Source organism: Aestuariivivens sediminis (genome assembly GCF_022662105.1).
In the GTDB taxonomy this organism is placed as follows: Bacteria; Bacteroidota; Bacteroidia; order Flavobacteriales; family Flavobacteriaceae; genus Aestuariivivens; species Aestuariivivens sediminis.
In genome coordinates this window covers 227,892-248,078 of sequence record NZ_JAKMCP010000003.1, presented here as the reverse complement: position 1 = coordinate 248,078, position 20,187 = coordinate 227,892, and the positions used below count along the sequence as shown (strand labels likewise).

General features: G+C 36.8%; 19 protein-coding genes. 12 read left to right on the top strand and 7 right to left on the bottom strand.

Features of this window, described 5'->3' with window-relative positions:
• A complete protein-coding gene (locus tag MR054_RS09005) occupies window positions 1-579 on the bottom strand; it encodes a GNAT family N-acetyltransferase (RefSeq protein ID WP_242157591.1) in 579 nt (192 codons plus the stop codon).
• A 105-nt stretch (window positions 580-684) separates the two neighbouring features.
• Here MR054_RS09005 and MR054_RS09000 point away from each other — a divergent pair, with 105 nt between their 5' ends.
• From MR054_RS09000 to mnmE, 6 genes are all read left to right on the top strand, one after another.
• On the top strand, window positions 685-1,110 hold the full coding sequence (locus MR054_RS09000; protein ID WP_242157589.1) for a PaaI family thioesterase: 426 nt from the start codon (window positions 685-687) through the stop codon (window positions 1,108-1,110).
• Window positions 1,110-2,231: a chorismate-binding protein gene (locus tag MR054_RS08995; protein ID WP_242157587.1), complete on the top strand. Its 1,122-nt coding sequence runs from the start codon at window positions 1,110-1,112 to the stop codon at window positions 2,229-2,231. The genes MR054_RS09000 and MR054_RS08995 overlap by 1 nt, the downstream gene beginning before the upstream one ends.
• Before the next feature lie 119 nt (window positions 2,232-2,350).
• Window positions 2,351-4,111, top strand: coding sequence for a 2-succinyl-5-enolpyruvyl-6-hydroxy-3-cyclohexene-1-carboxylate synthase (menD, locus tag MR054_RS08990; protein ID WP_242157586.1), 1,761 nt, complete (start codon window positions 2,351-2,353; stop codon window positions 4,109-4,111).
• A 57-nt stretch (window positions 4,112-4,168) separates the two neighbouring features.
• Window positions 4,169-4,507, top strand: a complete 339-nt coding sequence (locus MR054_RS08985; protein WP_242157585.1) for a DUF2853 family protein — start codon at window positions 4,169-4,171, stop codon at window positions 4,505-4,507.
• A gap of 96 nt (window positions 4,508-4,603) precedes the next feature.
• Window positions 4,604-5,434: a CvfB family protein gene (locus MR054_RS08980; RefSeq protein WP_242157584.1), complete on the top strand. Its 831-nt coding sequence runs from the start codon at window positions 4,604-4,606 to the stop codon at window positions 5,432-5,434.
• A 43-nt stretch (window positions 5,435-5,477) separates the two neighbouring features.
• The gene (gene mnmE, locus MR054_RS08975) at window positions 5,478-6,890 is read left to right on the top strand and encodes a tRNA uridine-5-carboxymethylaminomethyl(34) synthesis GTPase MnmE (RefSeq protein ID WP_242157583.1); all 1,413 of its coding nucleotides are present in this window, start codon (window positions 5,478-5,480) and stop codon (window positions 6,888-6,890) included.
• A 242-nt stretch (window positions 6,891-7,132) separates the two neighbouring features.
• Here the strand turns inward: mnmE and MR054_RS08970 are convergent, their stop codons facing one another.
• The 3 genes from MR054_RS08970 to MR054_RS08960 all read right to left on the bottom strand — a co-directional run bounded on the left by MR054_RS08970 (window position 7,133) and on the right by MR054_RS08960 (window position 9,394).
• Complete coding sequence (locus MR054_RS08970) at window positions 7,133-7,417, bottom strand: type 1 periplasmic-binding domain-containing protein (protein ID WP_242157582.1); 285 nt, start codon at window positions 7,415-7,417, stop codon at window positions 7,133-7,135.
• Window positions 7,414-7,827, bottom strand: coding sequence for a hypothetical protein (locus MR054_RS08965; RefSeq protein WP_242157581.1), 414 nt, complete (start codon window positions 7,825-7,827; stop codon window positions 7,414-7,416). The genes MR054_RS08970 and MR054_RS08965 overlap by 4 nt, the downstream gene beginning before the upstream one ends.
• Window positions 7,828-8,005: 178 nt before the next feature.
• Entirely contained in the window at window positions 8,006-9,394 is a 1,389-nt protein-coding gene (locus MR054_RS08960) for a PAS domain-containing protein (protein WP_242157579.1), read from the bottom strand.
• Between the two features lie 249 nt (window positions 9,395-9,643).
• Here MR054_RS08960 and MR054_RS08955 point away from each other — a divergent pair, with 249 nt between their 5' ends.
• Window positions 9,644-11,146, top strand: a complete 1,503-nt coding sequence (locus MR054_RS08955; RefSeq protein WP_242157577.1) for a thymidine phosphorylase family protein — start codon at window positions 9,644-9,646, stop codon at window positions 11,144-11,146.
• Window position 11,147: 1 nt separating this feature from the next.
• A complete protein-coding gene (locus MR054_RS08950; RefSeq protein WP_242157576.1) occupies window positions 11,148-12,047 on the top strand; it encodes a ribose-phosphate diphosphokinase in 900 nt (299 codons plus the stop codon).
• Window positions 12,048-12,073: 26 nt separating this feature from the next.
• Here MR054_RS08950 and MR054_RS08945 read toward each other — a convergent pair whose 3' ends face one another.
• The gene (locus tag MR054_RS08945; RefSeq protein WP_242084917.1) at window positions 12,074-12,526 is read right to left on the bottom strand and encodes a pyridoxamine 5'-phosphate oxidase family protein; all 453 of its coding nucleotides are present in this window, start codon (window positions 12,524-12,526) and stop codon (window positions 12,074-12,076) included.
• A gap of 365 nt (window positions 12,527-12,891) precedes the next feature.
• On the opposite strand from MR054_RS08945, the gene MR054_RS08940 reads away from it, so the two are divergent.
• A complete protein-coding gene (locus MR054_RS08940; RefSeq protein WP_242157575.1) occupies window positions 12,892-13,536 on the top strand; it encodes a dienelactone hydrolase family protein in 645 nt (214 codons plus the stop codon).
• A 5-nt stretch (window positions 13,537-13,541) separates the two neighbouring features.
• Window positions 13,542-14,180: a phosphoribosyltransferase gene (locus MR054_RS08935; RefSeq protein ID WP_242157574.1), complete on the top strand. Its 639-nt coding sequence runs from the start codon at window positions 13,542-13,544 to the stop codon at window positions 14,178-14,180.
• 26 nt (window positions 14,181-14,206) lie between these two features.
• On the opposite strand, the gene MR054_RS08930 is transcribed toward MR054_RS08935, so the two are convergent.
• The gene (locus tag MR054_RS08930) at window positions 14,207-16,138 is read right to left on the bottom strand and encodes an erythromycin esterase family protein (protein WP_242157573.1); all 1,932 of its coding nucleotides are present in this window, start codon (window positions 16,136-16,138) and stop codon (window positions 14,207-14,209) included.
• 5 nt (window positions 16,139-16,143) lie between these two features.
• On the bottom strand, window positions 16,144-16,929 hold the full coding sequence (locus MR054_RS08925; RefSeq protein ID WP_242084913.1) for a lipocalin-like domain-containing protein: 786 nt from the start codon (window positions 16,927-16,929) through the stop codon (window positions 16,144-16,146).
• A 1,066-nt stretch (window positions 16,930-17,995) separates the two neighbouring features.
• On the opposite strand from MR054_RS08925, the gene MR054_RS08920 reads away from it, so the two are divergent.
• Entirely contained in the window at window positions 17,996-18,676 is a 681-nt protein-coding gene (locus tag MR054_RS08920; protein ID WP_242084912.1) for a Crp/Fnr family transcriptional regulator, read from the top strand.
• Window positions 18,677-19,242: 566 nt separating this feature from the next.
• The gene (locus MR054_RS08915) at window positions 19,243-19,911 is read left to right on the top strand and encodes a BON domain-containing protein (protein ID WP_242084911.1); all 669 of its coding nucleotides are present in this window, start codon (window positions 19,243-19,245) and stop codon (window positions 19,909-19,911) included.
• Window positions 19,912-20,187: the final 276 nt, after the last annotated feature.

The window sequence follows — 20,187 nt, the reverse complement described above, 5'->3', positions numbered from 1 at the left end:
TTAGAAGTTAAAGTCCTTAAAAACAGAACGTTTCAGGTCTTCCCATTCTTCTTTTAAAATCCCATAACAGCAGGTACTGCGTTTAAAACCATCCAGCATTAAAGTGTCCTTTCTTAAAATGCCTTCTAGCATGGCACCTATGTTTTCAACAGCTTTTCTGGAGCGCAGATTACGCTCATCGATTCGGAATTCGACCTTATCAAAATTTAAAGTTTCAAAGGCATAGTGTAACATTAAAAACTTCATGTTTTTGTTAAGCCCTGTCCCCTGAAATTCATAACCGATCCAGGTCCATCCGATATGTAGCACCTTGTGGTGCCAGTTGATATGTCCAAAACGTGTGCTTCCTGCATAGGCTCCTTTATGTTTGTCGTATATGAGAAATGGGATACAGGTTTTATGGTAAAGACCATCGACAGCTTGTTGCACATAAGCTTTAAGTGCTTTTGGAGAAGTAATGTTACCTGGCGAATACCGGATTAAATCTTTCTCCTTAGCGATGTCCACTAAATGATGGTAATTGCTTAAACCCAAGGGAGAAAGTCTTACACGATCGTTTTCTAAAGTTGGTACTAACATACCTTGTCGGTTACTTCTATTTTAGCAAATATAAATTAGTTAGACTTATTATGACATACTGATGCCTATTTTGTATTTTTACAGCATTAGAAAATCATGTTTTAGATGCAATTATCAAAGGAAACTATTATAGAACAGGCCAATAAATCATGTAAAAACACCTTGATGGAAACCTTAGATATTGAGGTTATTGATTATGGGGATAATTTTTTAGTTGCTAGAATGCCTGTAACCCCCAAAGTCCACCAACCTGATGGTGTATTACATGGTGGCGCCACCTTGGCTTTAGCTGAAAGTGTTGGGAGTTTTGCAACCCATATTTTTGTAGATATTAATAAGTATTTCGTTCGTGGCATAGAAATTTCGGCAAACCATTTAAAAAGTGTTCGGGAAGGCTATGTTTATGCCAAGGCCACCTTTGTCCACAAGGGAAGAAGTACGCAATTGTTAGAAATAAGGGTAACCGATGAAAAGGACCATCTTATTTCTTTGTGCAAATTAACGACGCTATCGCTTCCGAGAACAGCATAATGACCAATACTCTTTTTTTTGAAAGCCTAAAAGGACAACTAAAGGCAAAACTTCCGTTTGTGGCCTATAGAAAACCTAACGAAAGTGGTATTAATGCCCTTTTACAGAAAACCCATCAATTGTGTTACACGCGGAATTTTACCGAAAGTGGCTTTGTGTTTTCACCTTTTAACGATATCCATAAAACCGTTTTAATTCCTCTTGTTGATTCTGAGATGATAAGCTTTTCGGAGTTTCCAACTGGTACTTCTAAGTTAGAATCCACGTTATCCTTGAATAAACAGTCCCATGTTAAAAGACGTTACATGGCCCTAGTTACTACAGCTATTCAGAATATAAAAAAGGGGAAACTCAAGAAAGTGGTATTGTCCCGTAGTGAATCTTTGGAATTAACCGACTCTAATCCTTTAACCATCTTTAAAAAATTACTCCGGGCTTACCCTAAAGGATTTGTATACTGCTGGTATCATCCTGAGGTGGGGCTTTGGTTAGGAGCAACACCGGAAACCCTTATAAGGATAAAGGATAGACAACTTTCCGTTATGGCCTTAGCAGGTACGCAAGCATATAAGGGTACGGTTAACGTTATTTGGGAACAAAAGGAAAAAGAAGAACAGCAATATGTAACCGATTTTATATTAGACCGATTAAAAGCGTCAGTTGAACATGTGGCGGTCTCTGAAGCAGAAACCTCTAAATCCGGAAATTTATTACACCTGAAATCCATCATAACAGGAACCTTAAACTCAAATGGAGTAAACATGACCCAATTACTTGAGGCTTTACACCCTACGCCGGCCGTTTGTGGCGTACCAAAGCATGAGGCCAAACAGTTTATTTTAGAACATGAAAATTATGACCGCGAATATTACACTGGGTTTCTGGGCGAGTTGAATTTTCAAACGATTGGAATGATACAATCAAATACCAAAAACAAAGAAAATAGGGCTTTTACAACTCAAAAAGCCGATACCCAATTGTTTGTTAATTTACGCTGTATGCAACTTAAGGGATCTAGGGCTATACTTTATGTAGGAGGAGGCATTACAAAATGGTCCAATCCGGAACACGAATGGGACGAAACGGTAGCAAAATCTATGGTGATTAAAGGGGTTCTATAGTGTAATAAATGGTAACTTTTCATCTCTTTAATCCATAAAAATTTAAATTTGAAGTCTATCCTGTTCATGAATTTGGAAATAAAAAAAATCATGTACTTTTGGGCATATTTTATAAGTCAATGACGCATTCTAAAATACCACTTGCACAAACGGTGGTTCAGCTTTTTAAAGTAAAACAGGTAAAACACATTATCATATCTCCGGGTAGCAGAAATGCACCTTTAACCATAGGATTTACGAACGACCCTTTTTTTAAATGTTACAGTCTGGTAGATGAACGCTGCGCTGCTTTTTTTGCATTGGGGATTGCACAACATTTACTGGAACCTGTTGCTGTGATATGCACATCGGGGAGTGCTTTATTAAATTATTATCCAGCGGTGGCAGAAGCCTACTACAGTAGGCTCCCGTTAATTGTAGTGTCTGCCGACAGACCCAAGCATTTAATAGGAATTGGTGATGGACAGACCATCAATCAGAAACAGGTTTATGAGAACCATATCCTGTGTTCAGCAAATTTAAAACTCGATTTAAAAGATGAGAAAAACATACCTGCAAATGAGGAATTACCGATTATAAAGAATTTAGAGGATAAATTTGAACGCCTTTTGGGATTACAAAAAGATATTCAGACCTTTAACGAAGAGTCCATCAACACCGCCATAAATATGGCCATTCAAAAAAAGGGCCCCGTTCATATTAACGTTCCTTTTGATGAACCTTTGTATGAAACAGTTGATAAACTGCTGGTAGCTCCTGAAGATATAAAAGTCAGCTTAAAGCCTAAACCTATTGACGATTACGTACTAAGGACATGTTTAGAATATTGGAACGGCGCCAAGCGAAAATTAATTTTAATCGGTTGCAGCAGACCAAACACCATAGAACAAAAGTGGTTAGATGAACTCAGTGAAGATGAAAGTGTTATCGTTATGACGGAAACTACATCCAACTTACACCATCCCAGTTTTTTCCCCAATATAGATCAAATTATAGCACCACTTGATGATACTGAAAAGGAGCAATTGAAACCGGATATTCTCCTGACATTCGGGGGATTGATTGTTTCAAAGAAAATAAAAGCCCTGCTCCGGAAATTTCAACCGAGCCAACATTGGCATATCGATTCAGAAACAGCTTATGACACATTTTTTTGTTTAAAACAACACATTGAAACAACACCCAATGTCTTTTTCAGTCGTTTTTTACCTCAGATTACCCATTATGTAAAAAGCACTTATCGAGATGATTGGATGTTAATCAAACAAAAAAGGCAAGCCAAACAAAAGCAATATATTAAAGAAATTCCCTTTAGTGATTTAAAAGTTTTTGATATTTTGGTGAAATCGTTGTCTAATAATACCATTCTGCAGTCCAGTAACAGTTCAACGATTCGTTATTTGCAATTATTTACGCTTAAAAAATCCATTGAGGTCTATTGTAATAGAGGTACAAGCGGTATCGATGGAAGTACATCAACAGCCATTGGTTTTGCCAGCGTCGCTCCTAAACAAACCATTTTCATTACGGGTGATTTAAGCTTCTTTTACGACAGTAATGCCTTATGGAACAGGTACATTCCTAAAAATTTTAGAATCATTTTGATCAATAATCGGGGAGGAGGTATTTTTAGAATTTTACCGGGTCCTAAAAACACCGAAGTATTCGATGATTTCTTTGAAACCACACATCATTTAACGGCTCGAGAGTTATGTATAATGTATGGTTTTGCTTATGAAAGCGTATCCAATGAGCCTGATTTAAAACAAGCTTTGGTTAAGTTTTATACAAAAAGTAAATCCCCTAAATTATTAGAGATTTTTACGCCGAGACTTGAAAATGATACGGTTTTATTAAATTATTTTGATTTCATAAAATAATTTTGAGAATGGTTAAATTTAAAATCTGGAACATTAAACCGACAATTCTTAATTAAAATGAACAAGAGAGAAGAACTCATTATTAAATATGCTGCAGAATTAAAGCGTAAATTTGGAATTAACGCCGATATGGATTTACTAACCAAAATCACCATTGGATGTGGTCCATCCATTTATAACCTTGATTCATCTACGGTTTCCAGTTCTGATGCCTCTGAATTGGAAACAGTAAAAGAAAAATTTTTAATTAAAAAATTAGGGTTAAGCGATAGTCCAAAACTAGACGAAAGTATAGCCAAGATCATGGATGAATATGGCAGAACGAACCGAACCAAATACAGAGTGGTCGTGTATTACTTATTGACGAAGCATTTTGGTAGGGAGTCCGTGTATTAAACTAGGAATGTAAATGTCATGGTCTTATAAATTTATTTTGCTTTCCACCTACCTTTTTATATCACAAACTCTGGTTAAATACCTTACCTTTGCGGCATGATACATTTGGGGGAATATAACACATTAGAGATTTTTAGGGAAGCCGAACAGGGGGTATACCTGGCTGATGAAGCAGGTAATGAAGTGTTATTGCCCAATCGCTATGTTCCCGAAGCCTATAAGATTTGGGATAAATTGGAGGTGTTCGTGTATTTGGATAACGAGGAACGTCCGGTAGCTACTACCGAAAAACCGTATATCACCCGTGATGATTTTGCCTTACTGAGATGTAATGAAGTGACGTCTTTTGGCGCATTTTTGGATTGGGGTTTGGTTAAGGAATTATTTTGTCCATTTAAGGAACAGGTCTTTAAAATGAAGCCCGGGGGGTGGTATTTGGTACATTGTTACCTGGATGAAAAAACAGGAAGATTGGTTGCATCAAGCAAAACAAACAGATTTTTGGATAATAAAAACCTTAGCATTAAACAGTTTGATCAGGTTGAAATAATAGCCTCCCATCCTTCAGAAATGGGTTGGAATGTTATTGTAAATAAGAAACACCATGGTCTGATTTACAAAGACAACCTATTTGAAGATATCAGTGTAGGGGATAAGATGGAGGGTATCGTAAAGAAAATCAGACCCGGTAATAAACTGGATATCGTATTGGGTCAGTTGGGTTATAGAAGTATTGAGCCTAATGCCGATCGAATCATGCAAGAACTTAAAGTGCATAGTGGTTTCATAAACCTTAACGACAAATCGGACCCTGAAGATATAAAGAACATGCTTCAAATGAGTAAAAAGAATTTTAAAAAGGCGGTTGGAGCACTGTATAAAAAACGGTTGATAGAAATAAAACCTGAGGGGATCTATCTGGCCTGATTCAATAATTAAAAAAGCATTTCATTTTTCGTAATTTTACCCCATGATAAATCAGGATACGATAGTAGCTTTGGCAACGCCTTCAGGTGTGGGGGCTATTGCGGTCATACGATTATCGGGTAATGAAGCCATCACTATTGCCGGGGCCCATTTTAAATCAGTTTCCGGAAAAATTCTTGAAAAGCAGCCCACGCATACCATACATTTGGGTCATATTAAGGATGGGTCGAGGACGATCGATGAAGTTCTGGTATCGGTGTTTAAAAATCCAAATTCCTACACAGGTGAAGATGTGGTTGAGATTTCATGTCACGGGTCCCATTATATTCAACAGGAAATCATTCAATTGTTTCTTCGTAAAGGGTGCCGTATGGCCACAGCAGGGGAGTTTACATTGCGGGCATTTTTAAATGGCAAGATGGATTTAAGCCAGGCCGAGGCTGTAGCCGATTTAATTTCAAGCGATAATGAGGCTTCTCATCAAATAGCCATGCAGCAAATGCGCGGTGGTTTTTCTTCAGAAATAGCTAAGCTTCGGGAGGAATTGTTGAATTTTGCTTCACTTATTGAGTTGGAGCTTGATTTTGCAGAGGAGGATGTAGAATTTGCAGATCGCCTTCGGTTTAAGGATTTAATAGACCGTATTAGCTTTGTGTTAAAACGGTTGATCGATTCGTTTGCTGTAGGTAATGTGATTAAGCAGGGCATTCCCGTAGCCATAGTCGGAGAACCAAACGTTGGAAAATCAACCCTTTTAAATGCCTTATTGAATGAAGATCGTGCGATTGTAAGTGATATAGCTGGCACAACGCGCGATACGATTGAGGATGAGATGACCATAGGGGGTATTGGATTTCGATTTATAGACACGGCCGGTATCCGGGATACCAAAGACGTGGTTGAAGGATTGGGCATTAAAAAAACATTCGAAAAGATAGAACAGGCCCAGGTGGTGATCTATCTGTTTGAAGCCGATACGGTATCTAAGGATAAGAAAAAATCGCAATTGATCGTCGTTGAAATCGAAAAGATAAAAAATAAGTACCCACAAAAACCATTACTGGTTGTAGCGAATAAAATAGATAAACTTTCAAAAGATCAAATACAAGATCTCAATGATACCTTGAGTACAGTTGAAGGGCCTCATAGTCAGTTTCTATCCGCAAAATACGGGACAGGAATAGAAGAGCTCAAAGCGACCCTGTTAAGCTTTATAAATACAGGAGCTTTAAAACATAATGATACCATAATAACAAATTCGAGACATTATGATGCCCTATTGAAGGCACTTGAAGAAATCCGCAAAGTAAAGCAAGGTTTGGAAATGGGGCTATCGGGTGATTTATTGGCCATTGACATCCGGCAAGTTCTTTATCACCTTGGTGAAATTACCGGACAAGTCACTAACGATGAGCTTCTTGGGAACATCTTCGCAAACTTTTGTATTGGAAAGTAATCTAGATGATTATAATTTTAATGAATCACTATAACTTAAAAAATACATTCATCTGAAGACTCTATAGATTGTTGAAAACTTTTAACTAATTGAATGAACCTAAATATGATTTAAATCGAATGAAAACAAAAAACTTGGTAAAACAAAAATATTAGTCCTAGATCAAAAAGGTAGTGTATTCGACTATGTACCAGAAGTAAATCTTAAACTCTAAATTAAAAGCAGAGTATAATTTAAAGCCACTAAAGTGAATTCCTTAAGACCATTTTGGTTCGGTTCGGTTTTTTAACAAAATCACCAGATAAAATCATATTAGCTGCTTCTGCTCCCATTTCTTTAAAGTCTGTACTAATTATGGTAATACCACCGTCAAGAATTTCTTTGGTTGGTGTGTCATTGTAACTAATCAGGCCAATTTGATTGCCCAACTTCCAATTATTGGCACGCGTTAACTTTATTATTTCCACCAAATCCCTATCCCAAAAGCAACCTCTCTTTTTGACATGTTTACAATAGACTATTATCAAGGCTTACCCAATACCTTTTTCACGCGATGTAACATTCTAAGCTCTGCTTGGTTTAGCCCATAAAAGGAAGTTGCTATACTATCACAGGTTTGCCATATTAACTTAATGAGCTCTTTTGAAAAGATTTTTGGATATTCTAATTTGAAATCTTTAAAATCTTGAAAACATTGTTCGGCCTCTACTTCTTCGGAAGCCAAATAATCAAATACTATTTCTATTTGATACGCAGCATCCTCTTCAAACTCATCCGTAGACGTATCTACATCCAGCCACAAGTCTTTTACTAAAGTTTTGAGTTCTCCAAATTCTTTTTTACTAACTCCTTTATCTGAAGCGGCCACAGCGTAAAACACTTTGCCTAAGGATTGATAAAACCTGTTTTTTGTTTGTTTTGAAAATTTTTTAATCATTATTATGCACTCATCTAAAAAACAAATGTAATCTACTTTGTGAAATATTTCCATGATATTAGTCAGCTAAGAATTACTGTTGTTTTATCTTATTCGGACTTATTGTTTATTACAAACTATGGTTACTGGAGTATTTGTTACAAAGGAGCGTGAACGTATTTATTCCAATATGATAAGGCTATTTGCTTTTTACCTTGGATTTCTTAAAACCGATGATGGTACGTGAAGCTATATCCTTTTTTTTCAATTCCGCTTCCAGTTTTTTATACTTGCTGATGTCTTTTATAGTCACGACAACGGCGACTATATCATTTTCATGATTTATTATGGGCCTGCCACTTATGAGTACCCGGCGCTTTTTTTGGGTCACAAAATCTCTGAGCAACACATCCACATCATCTGTGACTTCACCAACCAATGCACGTTCTGCGGGAAGATTTTGAGCAGGAAAAGGCGTTTCTCCATCGGGATACAGGACTTCAAAATGATCTGAAAAATTAATGGATATGTCGGCGTCCTCTTTAATTCCAAAAATTTCGTTGGCGTTGTAATTGGCCAATACGACTTGCTTGTCGGCGTTAGCGACAATGACGCCATCACTGATGTTCTCGAGAATCATATTTAATTTTTGCCGACTCTCATAGAGCATATTCCTTTCTTTTTCTTCCTTTTCCTTGAGCTTAAGCTGAGCCGTAACATCCCTGACAATAGCGTAAATTGTTCCGGTACTTGGATCGGCAGTAGCATTCCATGAAAGCCATTTAACAGAACCGTCCTTACAGACCCAGCGATTTCTAAAATTGATCAGATCATTTCCTTTTTCAAGTATTTCGATTTCCTTTTTGGTGGCTGTTTTATCCTTGGAATGAATAAAATCGGCAAATGGTTTCTCCAATAGTTCGGCATCGCTGTACCCCAGTAGTTTACTCAATGAGGGATTTACTTTTATGAACCTGTCTTTTGAGGCGATCACCAGGCTGTCTATGGAAAGATTAAAAAAGGTATCTGCGGCCTTCAATGATTGTTCAATCTTTTTTCTTTCGGTGATATCCGTAGAAATATTTCCAATGGCATACGCCCTACCGGTGTTATCAAACAATGGAAACTTAACGGACAAGTAGGTGCGTGTGCCTTCAGCTTGTTCGAATGTTTCTTCTACCTGAATTTCCTTGCCTGCCTTCAGAGCATCCAGATCGCTACTGCGATACCTGTCGGCTATTTCTTTTGCCAAGACGTCATGATTGGTCTTCCCAATCAAATCCTGTGCTTTCTCCCGGAAAAGCATTTGGTATTGTGTGTTAACCAAAAGGTATTCTCCGTTTAACTTTTTTACAGATATTGGGTTGGAGGTGTTATCGATGATGGATTGCAACAACTTCTGACTCTTCAATAATTCTTGTGCATAGGTCTTATTGGCTTTTAGCTGGGCCTTTAGGATAAAATAAACGACAGTCAGCATACCTAAAGACAAAATAATGAGCGCCAATAAGATCCAGTCCCAGAGTATGGCATCGCCGGATAGAGGCATTTGCTTCCAGTAGATGAGTCCCAATGCAATTACAACCATCAAGTTGACGATATATCCTAGCAAAATTTTTTTTTCGTATGTAATTTTAACTATAGCCATCAGTAGAACAAAATCAATAACGATTTTTAGATGCGTACCGCTTGGATCATCTCTAATCTAAAATAAATGTATTGAATTTAGCATACAGGCAAAATGATATATATCATTCCATAATTTAAACGGATATCCTACCATTGTATAGGCGTTAGAAGAAAATCAGAAAAGAAGAACATACTGAATTCGGTTACCATGACAAAACATCCGAACGTGTTAAAGTATAAGCATTTGGGTATTTTCACCCAAAATGACAACGTGGTATTCCTGAAAAAGGACAGTGAGGTGTGTATTTCTGAGGGATTCGAAGCGCTGACGCGGGTCAGGGTATCGACACAGACCGGTTCCATTGTCGCCAGTCTGAATGTGGTAACCTCGAACATGTTGCTTCCCAATGAAATAGGATTGTCCAATACGGCAGCGGAGATGCTCAATGTGAGCGATGGTGATATGTTAACCGTTTCGCATTTGGAGCCCATAAACTCCCTCAACCATTTAAGAGCAAAGATCTACAACAACAAATTGGACTATCATGCCTATCAGCATATTATAAATGATATTGTCCGAGGTGATTATTCCAATATTCACCTGTCGGCATTTATTACGGCTTGTTCTGGTGAACGCATGGATGTCGATGAAATTTCAAATTTAACGAAGGCTATGGTGGCTTCGGGAATCCAATTGAAATGGCATAATGCCATTATCATGGATAAGCATTCCATAGGCGGCTTACCCGGAAACAGAACAACCCCGATAGTCGTTTCCATTATTACAGCCTTTGGACTCACCATGCCGAAGACCTCTTCAAGAGCCATAACATCCTCAGCCGGAACAGCCGATACCATGGAGGTGCTAACCAATGTTTCCCTTTCACCGGAACAACTACAGAAGGTGGTTGAAAAGGAGGGAGGCTGTTTTGTCTGGGGGGATGCGGCCCGTTTAAGTCCGGCGGATGATATTTTGATAAAGGTGGAAAAAGCGTTGGATATTGATTCTGAAGGACAGCTTATTGCATCAGTGCTTTCAAAAAAGACTGCGGCCGGTTCGACACATGTTATTATTGATATGCCCGTTGGAGAAACTGCTAAGGTAAGAAGTAGAAAAACAGCGGAACTCCTTAAATCGCATATTGAAGTGGTGAGCAAAGTTATCGGGCTCAACACAAAGGTGGTCCTTACCGATGGCTCCCAGCCGGTTGGCAATGGTATCGGTCCGGTATTGGAAGCTATGGATATTTTAAGCATATTAAGAAGAGAATCTAGCGCACCGGTCGATCTTAGAGAACGGGCACTTTTACTTTCCGGAGCGCTTTTGGAATTATCAGGTAAGGTATCTCAGGGACACGGCATAAAAACGGCTACCGAAATTCTGGACTCCGGAAAAGCACTAAACAAGTTCATGGCCATCTGTAAAGCGCAGGGAAGGTTTACGGAACCTGTTCTGACCAGTCATTCACATAAAATACATGCAGAGAAAGAAGGTACGTTAATACGGATTGATAACAGAAAAATGGCGAAACTGGCGAAGTTATCCGGTGCTCCGGAATTGAAGGCATCTGGTATATTGCTCAATGTTCATTTGGGGAATACAATAAGTAAAGGACAACTTTTATATACCATCTATGCTGAAGCACAAGGTGAACTTAAGTATGCACTGAATTATTTAAGATTACATCAAGATATTTTAACCATATTATGAAATGAAGGATATCGTCTGTTTTAGTCTTCCGGGGAACGAAATATTAACGGAACAGCTCTCCATTAAAATGGATGCTGACATTGGAAATCATATAGTTAGCAAATTTCCCGATCAGGAAACCTATGTAAGAGTCGTAACGGATGTCCAAGATAAAGCTGTTGTTCTCATCTGTACCTTATACGAACCTAACGAGAAAATACTTCCCATTTATTTTTTAAGCCGGACTGCGAAATCATTAGGGGCAAAGAAGGTCCTTTTAGTGGCCCCTTATCTGGCCTATATGCGACAAGACAAGGAATTCCATAAGGGAGAAGGGCTGACGTCCCAATATTTTGGTGAGCTGATGTCAACTGTTGTGGATGCTATCATAACCATTGATCCCCATCTGCATCGGATAACATCACTTTCAGAGCATTACCGAATTCCAAACGCTGTTGTTCACTCGGGAGTTGAGATTTCGAGGTGGATAAAGGATTATATCAATAATCCAATAATTATAGGACCTGATACAGAGAGCAAGCAATGGGTGTCCGATATAGCCCTTGCAGTAGGCGTACCCCACGTGGTCTTAGGGAAAATAAGACATAGTGCCAATACTGTTGAAATAAGGCTTCCCGAAATGGTTCGGTATAAAAACAAGGTGCCGGTAGTGGTAGACGATATTATATCCACGGCACACACCATGATTGAAACTGTAAAACATTTAAAAAGAGCAGGGATGAAACCTCCTGTGTGTATTGGGATTCATGCCATTTTTTCAGGAAGCAGCTATCAGGAATTGTTGGATTGTGGCGTTCATAGTGTGGTGACCTGTAATACGGTAAGGCATCCAAGCAATGCCATTGATCTCACCAATATACTGGCCTCTCAAATAACCGAGATGATTTCCAACCTTACATGACTTGTGCTTGCCGTTAGTATAGCCCATCATTTTTTTTCATAGCGTCCGGTCTTCTCAGAGAGTTTTATTCTGTAAACGACACCCTGCATGGCTTCTATACTTTTGGCATGGGAATCGGTAATGGCATGTTTTACCGTTGTTTCACCTGTGGTATATGGCATGATACGGTCCCATAGCTTTTTCATGCCCATGATACGATCTTCAGGATTTTGTAATTCCTCAAATGTACCCCAGGAAATGATGCTCCTCCAGTTGCTCATGTTTTCCATGACGTCCAGCTGAAAACAGACCTTAGGATTTTTTCGCATCATGTCGATTTTCATACCTTCCTTGGTATGTCCATAAATATAAGTGCCGTCATAAGTATAGGTTATAGGTACCACATAAGTGATGCCGCCTGCATGGCAACCGAGTCGACCAATTAACTGAGAATAGAGTAAATGTTCTATCTGATTTGCTGTTAACTCTCCTAACATCATATTCTATTTTACAATTAGACATACAAATTAATAAGTTGATTTAAAAAATGAAATGATATATGTCATATGTGTATTCTCTTTTCAAGGCCATTAGTTTGGGCTCACTGCATGCATAGGGTTTTTATTGTTTCCGGATAGGAAATGAATGATTTGAATTCCCAAAAAACAGTGAAGTAATGACGTGTCATTTTCATATATCTGACTTTTTTCGACTGATTGACCAATATCATTTCAAGTCCCGATGAGTTGGAGTATCTTAGGAATTGATGCAAAACCCAAGCGATTGACGGGTGAAAGATGGGATAGCTCAACGCTTAATCCGAATATCCAGAGTGAGATTGTTAACCAGTAATAAATTAAAATAAATGAAAACACTAAACCCATATGAGACAATTGGTATCCCCATAGATAATGTGCTATTGAAAGGTCGTTTGAGAATCACTGAAAACTCAAGAGGTGTGGTGATATTCTCTCATGGCAGTGGCAGTGGCAGATTCAGCAGTAGAAATAATTATGTGGCCGAGTATCTTCAAATGGAAGGATTTTCTTCTTTGCTTTTCGATCTGTTGACCGAAAAAGAGGATCGCATCTATGAAAACCGATTTGACATCAATTTGCTGTCGCAACGCTTGATAAAAACAACACAATGGGTATTTAAACAAAAACAGTTAGCCAATTTACCCATTGGATATTTTGGTGCCAGCACCGGTGCGGCTTCAGCGCTCTTTGCGGTCAGTCGCCTAAAGGACCGTATCAAGGCCGTTGTGTCCAGAGGAGGTCGACCTGATCTGGCCATGTCGGTTTTGGATACCATAGACGTGCCGACGCTTTTAATTGTCGGGGGGAATGATCATGCAGTGATTAGCTTAAATCAACAGGCCTTTGTGGAACTGGGTGGAATTAAAAAACTTGAGATTGTTGAAGGGGCAACACATTTGTTTGGTGAACCAGGGAAACTGGAGAAGGTTGCTGAACTCTCAACCCTTTGGTTTAATGAATATTTAAAATAAGAAGCATGTATAAGGATAGAATTGAGGCCGGTCGAATACTGGCAGAAAAGTTGGAAAACTATAGCAACACAGATGCCGTTATATTGGCAATTCCCAGAGGGGGTGTACCCATAGGGTATGAGATCAGTGAAAAATTACACTTACCATTGGAAATCGTACTTTCTAAAAAGATTGGGCATCCTTTACATAAAGAATATGCCATTGGAGCTGTCACATTAAAGAGCAGTGTTTTAAGTGATGCCGCTGCCGATATATCACCATTATATATCAAAGAAGAAATAGAACACATCAGAGGTCTATTGAAAAGACGGCATCAGGATTATTATGATTATCGGAAGCCACTAGAGTTAAAGGGTAAGATTTTGATCGTAGTGGATGATGGCATAGCCACTGGGAATACCATGCTATCGATTATTAAAATGCTCCATGATGAAAAACCGGATAGAATTGTAGTGGCCATACCCGTGGCTCCTTACGATTCCATAAAAAAATTGAAAGCATCACCCTATGTGAATGACGTCATTTGCCCATTGGTACCGGATTATTTTAGGGCGGTAGGTCAGTTTTATGCAGATTTTGAACAGGTTGATGATTTAGAGGTTAAGCAACTATTGAATAAGGGGTTTAATGAATCAGCAGGATAGTTTTGGCCTATAGAACCATAAAAGTATTATACCAGTGGATGATTTTTCACAAGTTTTGGAGTCCTATTGCCTGTACTTATTGGGGTTACTGAGTTGGTGGTGTCAAACCAAATATATTCATCAAATTGGGCGGGGAGGACCGCATGAAAATAATGACTCATGCGTTCTGTGTTTGGCCTGTAAATGACACCTATGGCACGCTCTAGCTTTGGCGTGTTTAACAATTCCCTTAATTTTTTACCTGAATCTTTTTCTTTTAGGGGCAATAAGAATGCTTTGATTCCGGTCTTATGAAATAGATATTCATAACTATTGGGTAAAGACGTGTTGATGCTAATGACGTCCATGTCTTCACCCCAATGATGTGCAGCAGCAACAGAACCAGAATGGGTACCAAAACCAATATGATAGGAGTCTTCTTGGAAATGTTCTTTACACAGATGTCCAATGTTAATTTCTCCTCTTGAGTACATTTCGGTGGCCATGGCATTGCCAATATGGGAATTGTGAGCCCATACAATGGCTTTGGTTTCAGACCCAAAATAGGATAAGAGCGATTTCAAAGTGTGAAACATATGAAAATCACGCAAATTCCATGATTCTGTGCTACCGTAGTACATCACCTTATAGTACTTTTCGGCATCGACGACCACATTGGCATTCTGATATGCATAAAAATACTCGGGCGAATGATTCAATTTGCCCTTGTTCTTGAGCAAATCGACCAACATTGTCAATATCTCATGTTCACAACTTGCCAATTGTTTGCTTAATACCATTTTTCCATAAATGGCAGGGTCCATCAGATAGGGTCGCATACAGGCATACCGTGTTTTTGCTAAACTGGCTAGATTAGTGTCCTTATGCTCTAAATAATTGATCACCATCCGAATGGAATGTTCCATTCCGTATAAGTCCAATCCATAAAAGCCTACCTTATTTTTGTGTTTTGTATTGTATTTTTTCAACCATTCGACAAATTCGAGTACTTCTCTATTCTTCCACATCCATTGTGGAAATCGGGAGAACGGTAGCAAATCGATTTGTGAATGTTTGTTTCTCACATAGCTGTTTATTTGTTCGGCATCGCTCCAATCGGCTTCAACAGACACAAAATTGAATCCTTTCTTTTCAATTAGAGCCTTTGTGATTTCCTGGCGCGCTAAATAAAATTCGGAGGTACCATGCGATGCTTCACCCAAAAGAACTACTTTAGCCTCTCCAATTCGACTTAAAAGCGCATCAATGGGTATAGCCGTTATTTTGTCGAAAGCAATTACTTTGGCTTTAATATGATGAATTATCTCCGTTTCAGAAAATGCCTTTGTTCCTATTTCAGGTAAGACCTTTGGATTGGGTATGAAGAAATTATCCCTTAGTTTTTCCTCTAAATATCTGTTTTCGGAGACTCTTTGGAACATTTCAAATATTGAATGCGTCCAGTCAGGACCTATGGGAACCAATAATTTTCCTCCAATTTTCAATTGTTCTTTCAAGGCTAGGGGAATGGCTTCTAATTCTGAAGCAATTAAAATGGTATCAAAAGGACCCTCGCTCTTCCAGCCTAATTCTTGACCCTCCATTTTGATATGGACATTTTGGATACCTATTTTGGTTAAGACTTTTTTTGTCCAATTGAAATAAGGTTCAAGAGTCTGAACCATGTAAACGTCTCTATATATTTTTGAAAGGGCAGCTAAAATAAACACAGAATCCACGCCTATGACCAAAATGTTCTCACCTTCCGCGATGTTTAATTTTTCAAGCATCTTAGCAATTACGATTACTCGGGGTTCTATCGTTTCCAATTTAGAACCGACATTCGATTTCTGATAGGTATAGGGATAAGATGTATTATATAACAACAAGTCTTCTGGAAGCTCTTGAAAAGCATTGAGCAATAATGCATTTTTAATCCCTTTATCCTGCAAAAAAGACGATAAACCCTGATATTCCATGTGCATTAAATTTTGGCAAAAATCAGTTTAGCTATGTAAATTGTGCCATCTTCTTCCATAGATAGTTCTATGATCATCTTATTATTTTCAAAAGTGATATGAAGCTCTTGTCCACTATCATCGTCTAGTTCATACATCATGTAGGTCGTCTCATCTATGTGTTTCCAAATTCTGGTTTTGACAGGACTTGCAACACATTCCAACATGGCCTCGTTATCTTCGTATTCATTTTCCAAAAAGAATCCATCATCCCTAAATTCGAAGGTTGACATTTTCTCACAACTGGATAAGGTAACTTCTTCTCCATTCAAAAATTCCTGCTCCTGTTTCCATTGACCGATGATTGGATCGGGAACCACATGTTCAATAGCCATAAAAACTGTTTTTACGGTTAATGTTATGCCTTCAATGGTCTCGGAATATTCAGCCGTAAATCCAAGAGGATTAAAAGTGACTTTAACAGTCGATGTGTTCAATCCTGACATTTCATACATGGAATTTCCTAAATTTTTCCATGTCCCATTGACAAGATCATAAAGCACACATTCAGTAAGTACATTGTTATATTCATAGTCCTTTTCGGTGTAATTCCCATTTTTGAAAACTTCAATGGTCATCTTTTTTTCACATTCATTGACTTGCTGGTCAATGTTATTAATAAATAATTGACTTAATTTCCAAGCACCAACAATCTTGTCGGCATTTTGATTGTCATTTCCATCATCGCTAGTGCATGAATTGAAACTTATGACAACAAGAATAATCCCTATAACTAGCATTATTTTTTTCATGGCTTTTGAGTTTAGTTTATATACTATTAAAAATACACCAAGACTTAAAACACTAAAATGATATTCCTCAATTTAATGATGGATTATTAAGTTTAATTATTAAAGTTATTTTTTTAAAAAACCTAAGAAATTCACCCAGACATGTGTTTTGTTATAAGAAATGACTTTATAATAAAAAATGAGTGTTAGATAGATAAGTAAATCTTTATAAATAACAAAGGGACTTGTATTAATTAAAATTGGTCAATTTTTAATATAATTGTATCACATTTTTACAAAATATTTTCAGTTTTGAATTTTCAGGTCTAAATCATTTTATTTTTTCACTAATTGGCTCAAGCTTAATTTTACTGACTCTGGAATTATTTAAATATTTGAAGAATTGAAAGAAAATTTTGACCATATTCTGACTAAATACAGAAAACGAAAACTTCTCATTGAATTGCATATCTTTTTAGATCTTTACTAAATCACATTAGCGCATGAAACATACACCATTATATATTCGATCTCGCTGGAAATCATAGCAGAATTTTGAATGATACATTCTACCTTCAATTGATTTACAAAAAGACAAGTTGTCTATCATTATATATTTTCAAAACCTCTTTCGGAATCTAATAAAAGCCCTATTCCCTAATGTTTTATAGTCTTCAAACTCAAAAAATGATTGCCCTGTAAAATTTAACTCCCAATTCTGAGTAATTGAATAACCAAGACTTGGTATTATAATTACTGAATGATTAATTGATGAATAAATTATACTCAAAGTATCTTTTAAAATTGATGTGAAATCTTAAGTCAATTGTAGAAAACCTGAAAATTTTAAAGGCATTAAGTTTTAAGTTTTTAATTGGTATAATCCACTTTGCAATAATCTTTATAAAAGTTTTAATATTTTGATGTTTTGGACAATATGTTGGTCTTTGTATATGAATCAGCTATTTAATCGCCTCAGTGTTATCCCAAATGAACTAAACTTGAAACTGACCACAATCATTTTTTAAATGGCTCGAATCCTATATATTCCAAATATGTTTTAAACCCCCCTTATAAGCTATTTCCAATGAAATATGATAATCATGAATTACTTCCAAAAGAAGAACGATATCATCATGTAGCGGAATTGGAGTATATTAAAAACAGGGAAACCCTATTATTTAAGAAAGGCCAGTTTGTCTATTTTGAAGGAAGTTCTCCTCAAGGAATTTACCTTATCAAAAAAGGAAAAGTTAAGGTAACCAGAACCACTTGTGGCGGAAAGAACTTTATTACGCATATTGCAACCCCTGGAGATATTTTAAGTTATTCTGATTTATATTTAGAAACCAGTCACAATTGTTCAGGCGTAGCATTGGAAGATAGTAATATTTATTTTTTTTATAAACGGGATATCCAGGAAGTTCTGTGGAATCATCCTAAACTTTTTGAAGAATTGCTCAAAAGATTGATTAAATACATTAGACGATTGGAAAACAAGGCTTCAAGCATAGCATTTAAACCTGTAAGGGGACGATTGGCTGATGCCTTAATTTACTTAGATAAAAAATTTAATGAATCCCCTAATAATAAACATTCTATAAGCTTGACAAGATCTGATCTGGCAGGATTAATTGGTACTGCAAGAGAGACTATTAATAGATTGTTATCTGAATTTCGGAATGAAGGACTTATAAAAACCAACGGCACCAAAATCCAAATTCTTAAATTTCAAGACTTGCAAAAAATATCAAATATGTACAATTAAAAACAGTAAACGGGAATGCATAGATTCCCGTTTTATTCAAAATTTTACCGTAAAGTAAAAGTTTAAATTCTAAACTACAGTTATTTTAGCTTTATCCTTAAGTCCAAAGACTACCAGATTCTAACTAAACAACATTTTTCCTATCCCAACCTAAATAATCCATGATCATCAAGAATTTCAAAGAAACAATGAATATTCAGTTTGACTTTACAGTCTGCCTTTTATCTCTTGTTTAGCGTAATAAATATACAATAAAAAGGCATCATAAAACAATGACTTATATCATTGGCAATGGTGATTTTCATTATAAGCTTTTGTTTGTTTCCATATAAAAATAGTGATATATCTAACTAAAAAATTTTTAGATTCAAGACCCTTTATAACAAACATAAGGTATTTATTATCTCTTGTCTTTAAAAGTTTTTAATGTTGGAAATGCAGCCTTTAAAATCTAAAATCAAAAAACGGATCTTTTAATTTAATAAATTAAGACTGATGGGGATCATTTTAAAATCCAAAAAAGCCGTTTATATTCAATAATTAATTTAAACTAAAATATTAATATCATGAGAACAGATTCACAAATCAAGCAAGATGTGCTCGATGAATTAGAATGGGAATCCAGCATTGATGAAACTCAGATTGGCGTTATTGTTGAAAACGGCGTAGTGACTTTAACTGGAGTAGTTGACTCTTATTCTAAAAAAATAGCTGCTGAAAATGCTGCTAAAAGAGTATATGGCGTAAAAGCTGTAGCCGAAGACATTGAAATAAATTATAGCCCGGGATTTAGTAAATCGGATACCGATATTGCTAAAAATGTGGTTAATACTTTAAAGTGGGATACCTCCGTACCAGATGACAAAATTTCCATAAAAGTGGAAAATGGGCAGGTGTACTTATCCGGTACTGTTGATTGGTCCTTTCAAAAAGAAGCTGCAAGAAAAGCGATACAGAATATTAATGGTGTTCGCGGTATCACAAATAATTTAAAGTTGGGACAACAGATACAACCCGATGACATTAAGGATAGAATCACTAAAGCATTTGAAAGATCGGCTGTTATAGATGCTAATAACATAAACGTTAAAATTAAAGGTAAAACTGTAGAATTAACTGGTACGGTTCATTCCATAGCTGAAAAAGAGGAGGCCCGTAAAGCTGCATTCTGGGCACCAGGTGTAACACATGTTGAAAACAAACTTAAAGTTAAATTATATCCGGAATACGCTTGATTAATTTTTTAATTTCAATAATGCCTTATCATATGATAAGGCATTATAATTTCATAATTCAAATAGTTAAGTTAATCGCATAGTGGCTCAGAAACAGTGAATAAATTCTAAAGTTGAAGAAAAGTTAATAAGGCTGGAACAATGCCAAAATTCATTATTGTAAATATAAGCCATTATTAGATTTCGACATTTAATAATTAGCTAAAGCATTAATAATCAAAGATGTTAATCAATTTAAACTTATTAGTCTGATATATATCATTTTTGATTTTGACC

What these genes read in the sequence shown, in the direction of transcription:
- MR054_RS09005 (WP_242157591.1), bottom strand. Translation starts at nt 579, where the DNA reads ATGTTAGTACCAACTTTAGAAAACGATCGTGTAAGACTTTCTCCCTTG.
- MR054_RS09000 (WP_242157589.1), top strand. Translation starts at nt 685, where the DNA reads ATGCAATTATCAAAGGAAACTATTATAGAACAGGCCAATAAATCATGT.
- MR054_RS08995 (WP_242157587.1), top strand. Translation starts at nt 1,110, where the DNA reads ATGACCAATACTCTTTTTTTTGAAAGCCTAAAAGGACAACTAAAGGCA.
- menD (WP_242157586.1), top strand. Translation starts at nt 2,351, where the DNA reads ATGACGCATTCTAAAATACCACTTGCACAAACGGTGGTTCAGCTTTTT.
- MR054_RS08985 (WP_242157585.1), top strand. Translation starts at nt 4,169, where the DNA reads ATGAACAAGAGAGAAGAACTCATTATTAAATATGCTGCAGAATTAAAG.
- MR054_RS08980 (WP_242157584.1), top strand. Translation starts at nt 4,604, where the DNA reads ATGATACATTTGGGGGAATATAACACATTAGAGATTTTTAGGGAAGCC.
- mnmE (WP_242157583.1), top strand. Translation starts at nt 5,478, where the DNA reads ATGATAAATCAGGATACGATAGTAGCTTTGGCAACGCCTTCAGGTGTG.
- MR054_RS08965 (WP_242157581.1), bottom strand. Translation starts at nt 7,827, where the DNA reads ATGATTAAAAAATTTTCAAAACAAACAAAAAACAGGTTTTATCAATCC.
- MR054_RS08960 (WP_242157579.1), bottom strand. Translation starts at nt 9,394, where the DNA reads ATGGTTGTAATTGCATTGGGACTCATCTACTGGAAGCAAATGCCTCTA.
- MR054_RS08955 (WP_242157577.1), top strand. Translation starts at nt 9,644, where the DNA reads ATGACAAAACATCCGAACGTGTTAAAGTATAAGCATTTGGGTATTTTC.
- MR054_RS08950 (WP_242157576.1), top strand. Translation starts at nt 11,148, where the DNA reads ATGAAGGATATCGTCTGTTTTAGTCTTCCGGGGAACGAAATATTAACG.
- MR054_RS08945 (WP_242084917.1), bottom strand. Translation starts at nt 12,526, where the DNA reads ATGATGTTAGGAGAGTTAACAGCAAATCAGATAGAACATTTACTCTAT.
- MR054_RS08940 (WP_242157575.1), top strand. Translation starts at nt 12,892, where the DNA reads ATGAAAACACTAAACCCATATGAGACAATTGGTATCCCCATAGATAAT.
- MR054_RS08935 (WP_242157574.1), top strand. Translation starts at nt 13,542, where the DNA reads ATGTATAAGGATAGAATTGAGGCCGGTCGAATACTGGCAGAAAAGTTG.
- MR054_RS08930 (WP_242157573.1), bottom strand. Translation starts at nt 16,138, where the DNA reads ATGGAATATCAGGGTTTATCGTCTTTTTTGCAGGATAAAGGGATTAAA.
- MR054_RS08925 (WP_242084913.1), bottom strand. Translation starts at nt 16,929, where the DNA reads ATGAAAAAAATAATGCTAGTTATAGGGATTATTCTTGTTGTCATAAGT.
- MR054_RS08920 (WP_242084912.1), top strand. Translation starts at nt 17,996, where the DNA reads ATGAAATATGATAATCATGAATTACTTCCAAAAGAAGAACGATATCAT.
- MR054_RS08915 (WP_242084911.1), top strand. Translation starts at nt 19,243, where the DNA reads ATGAGAACAGATTCACAAATCAAGCAAGATGTGCTCGATGAATTAGAA.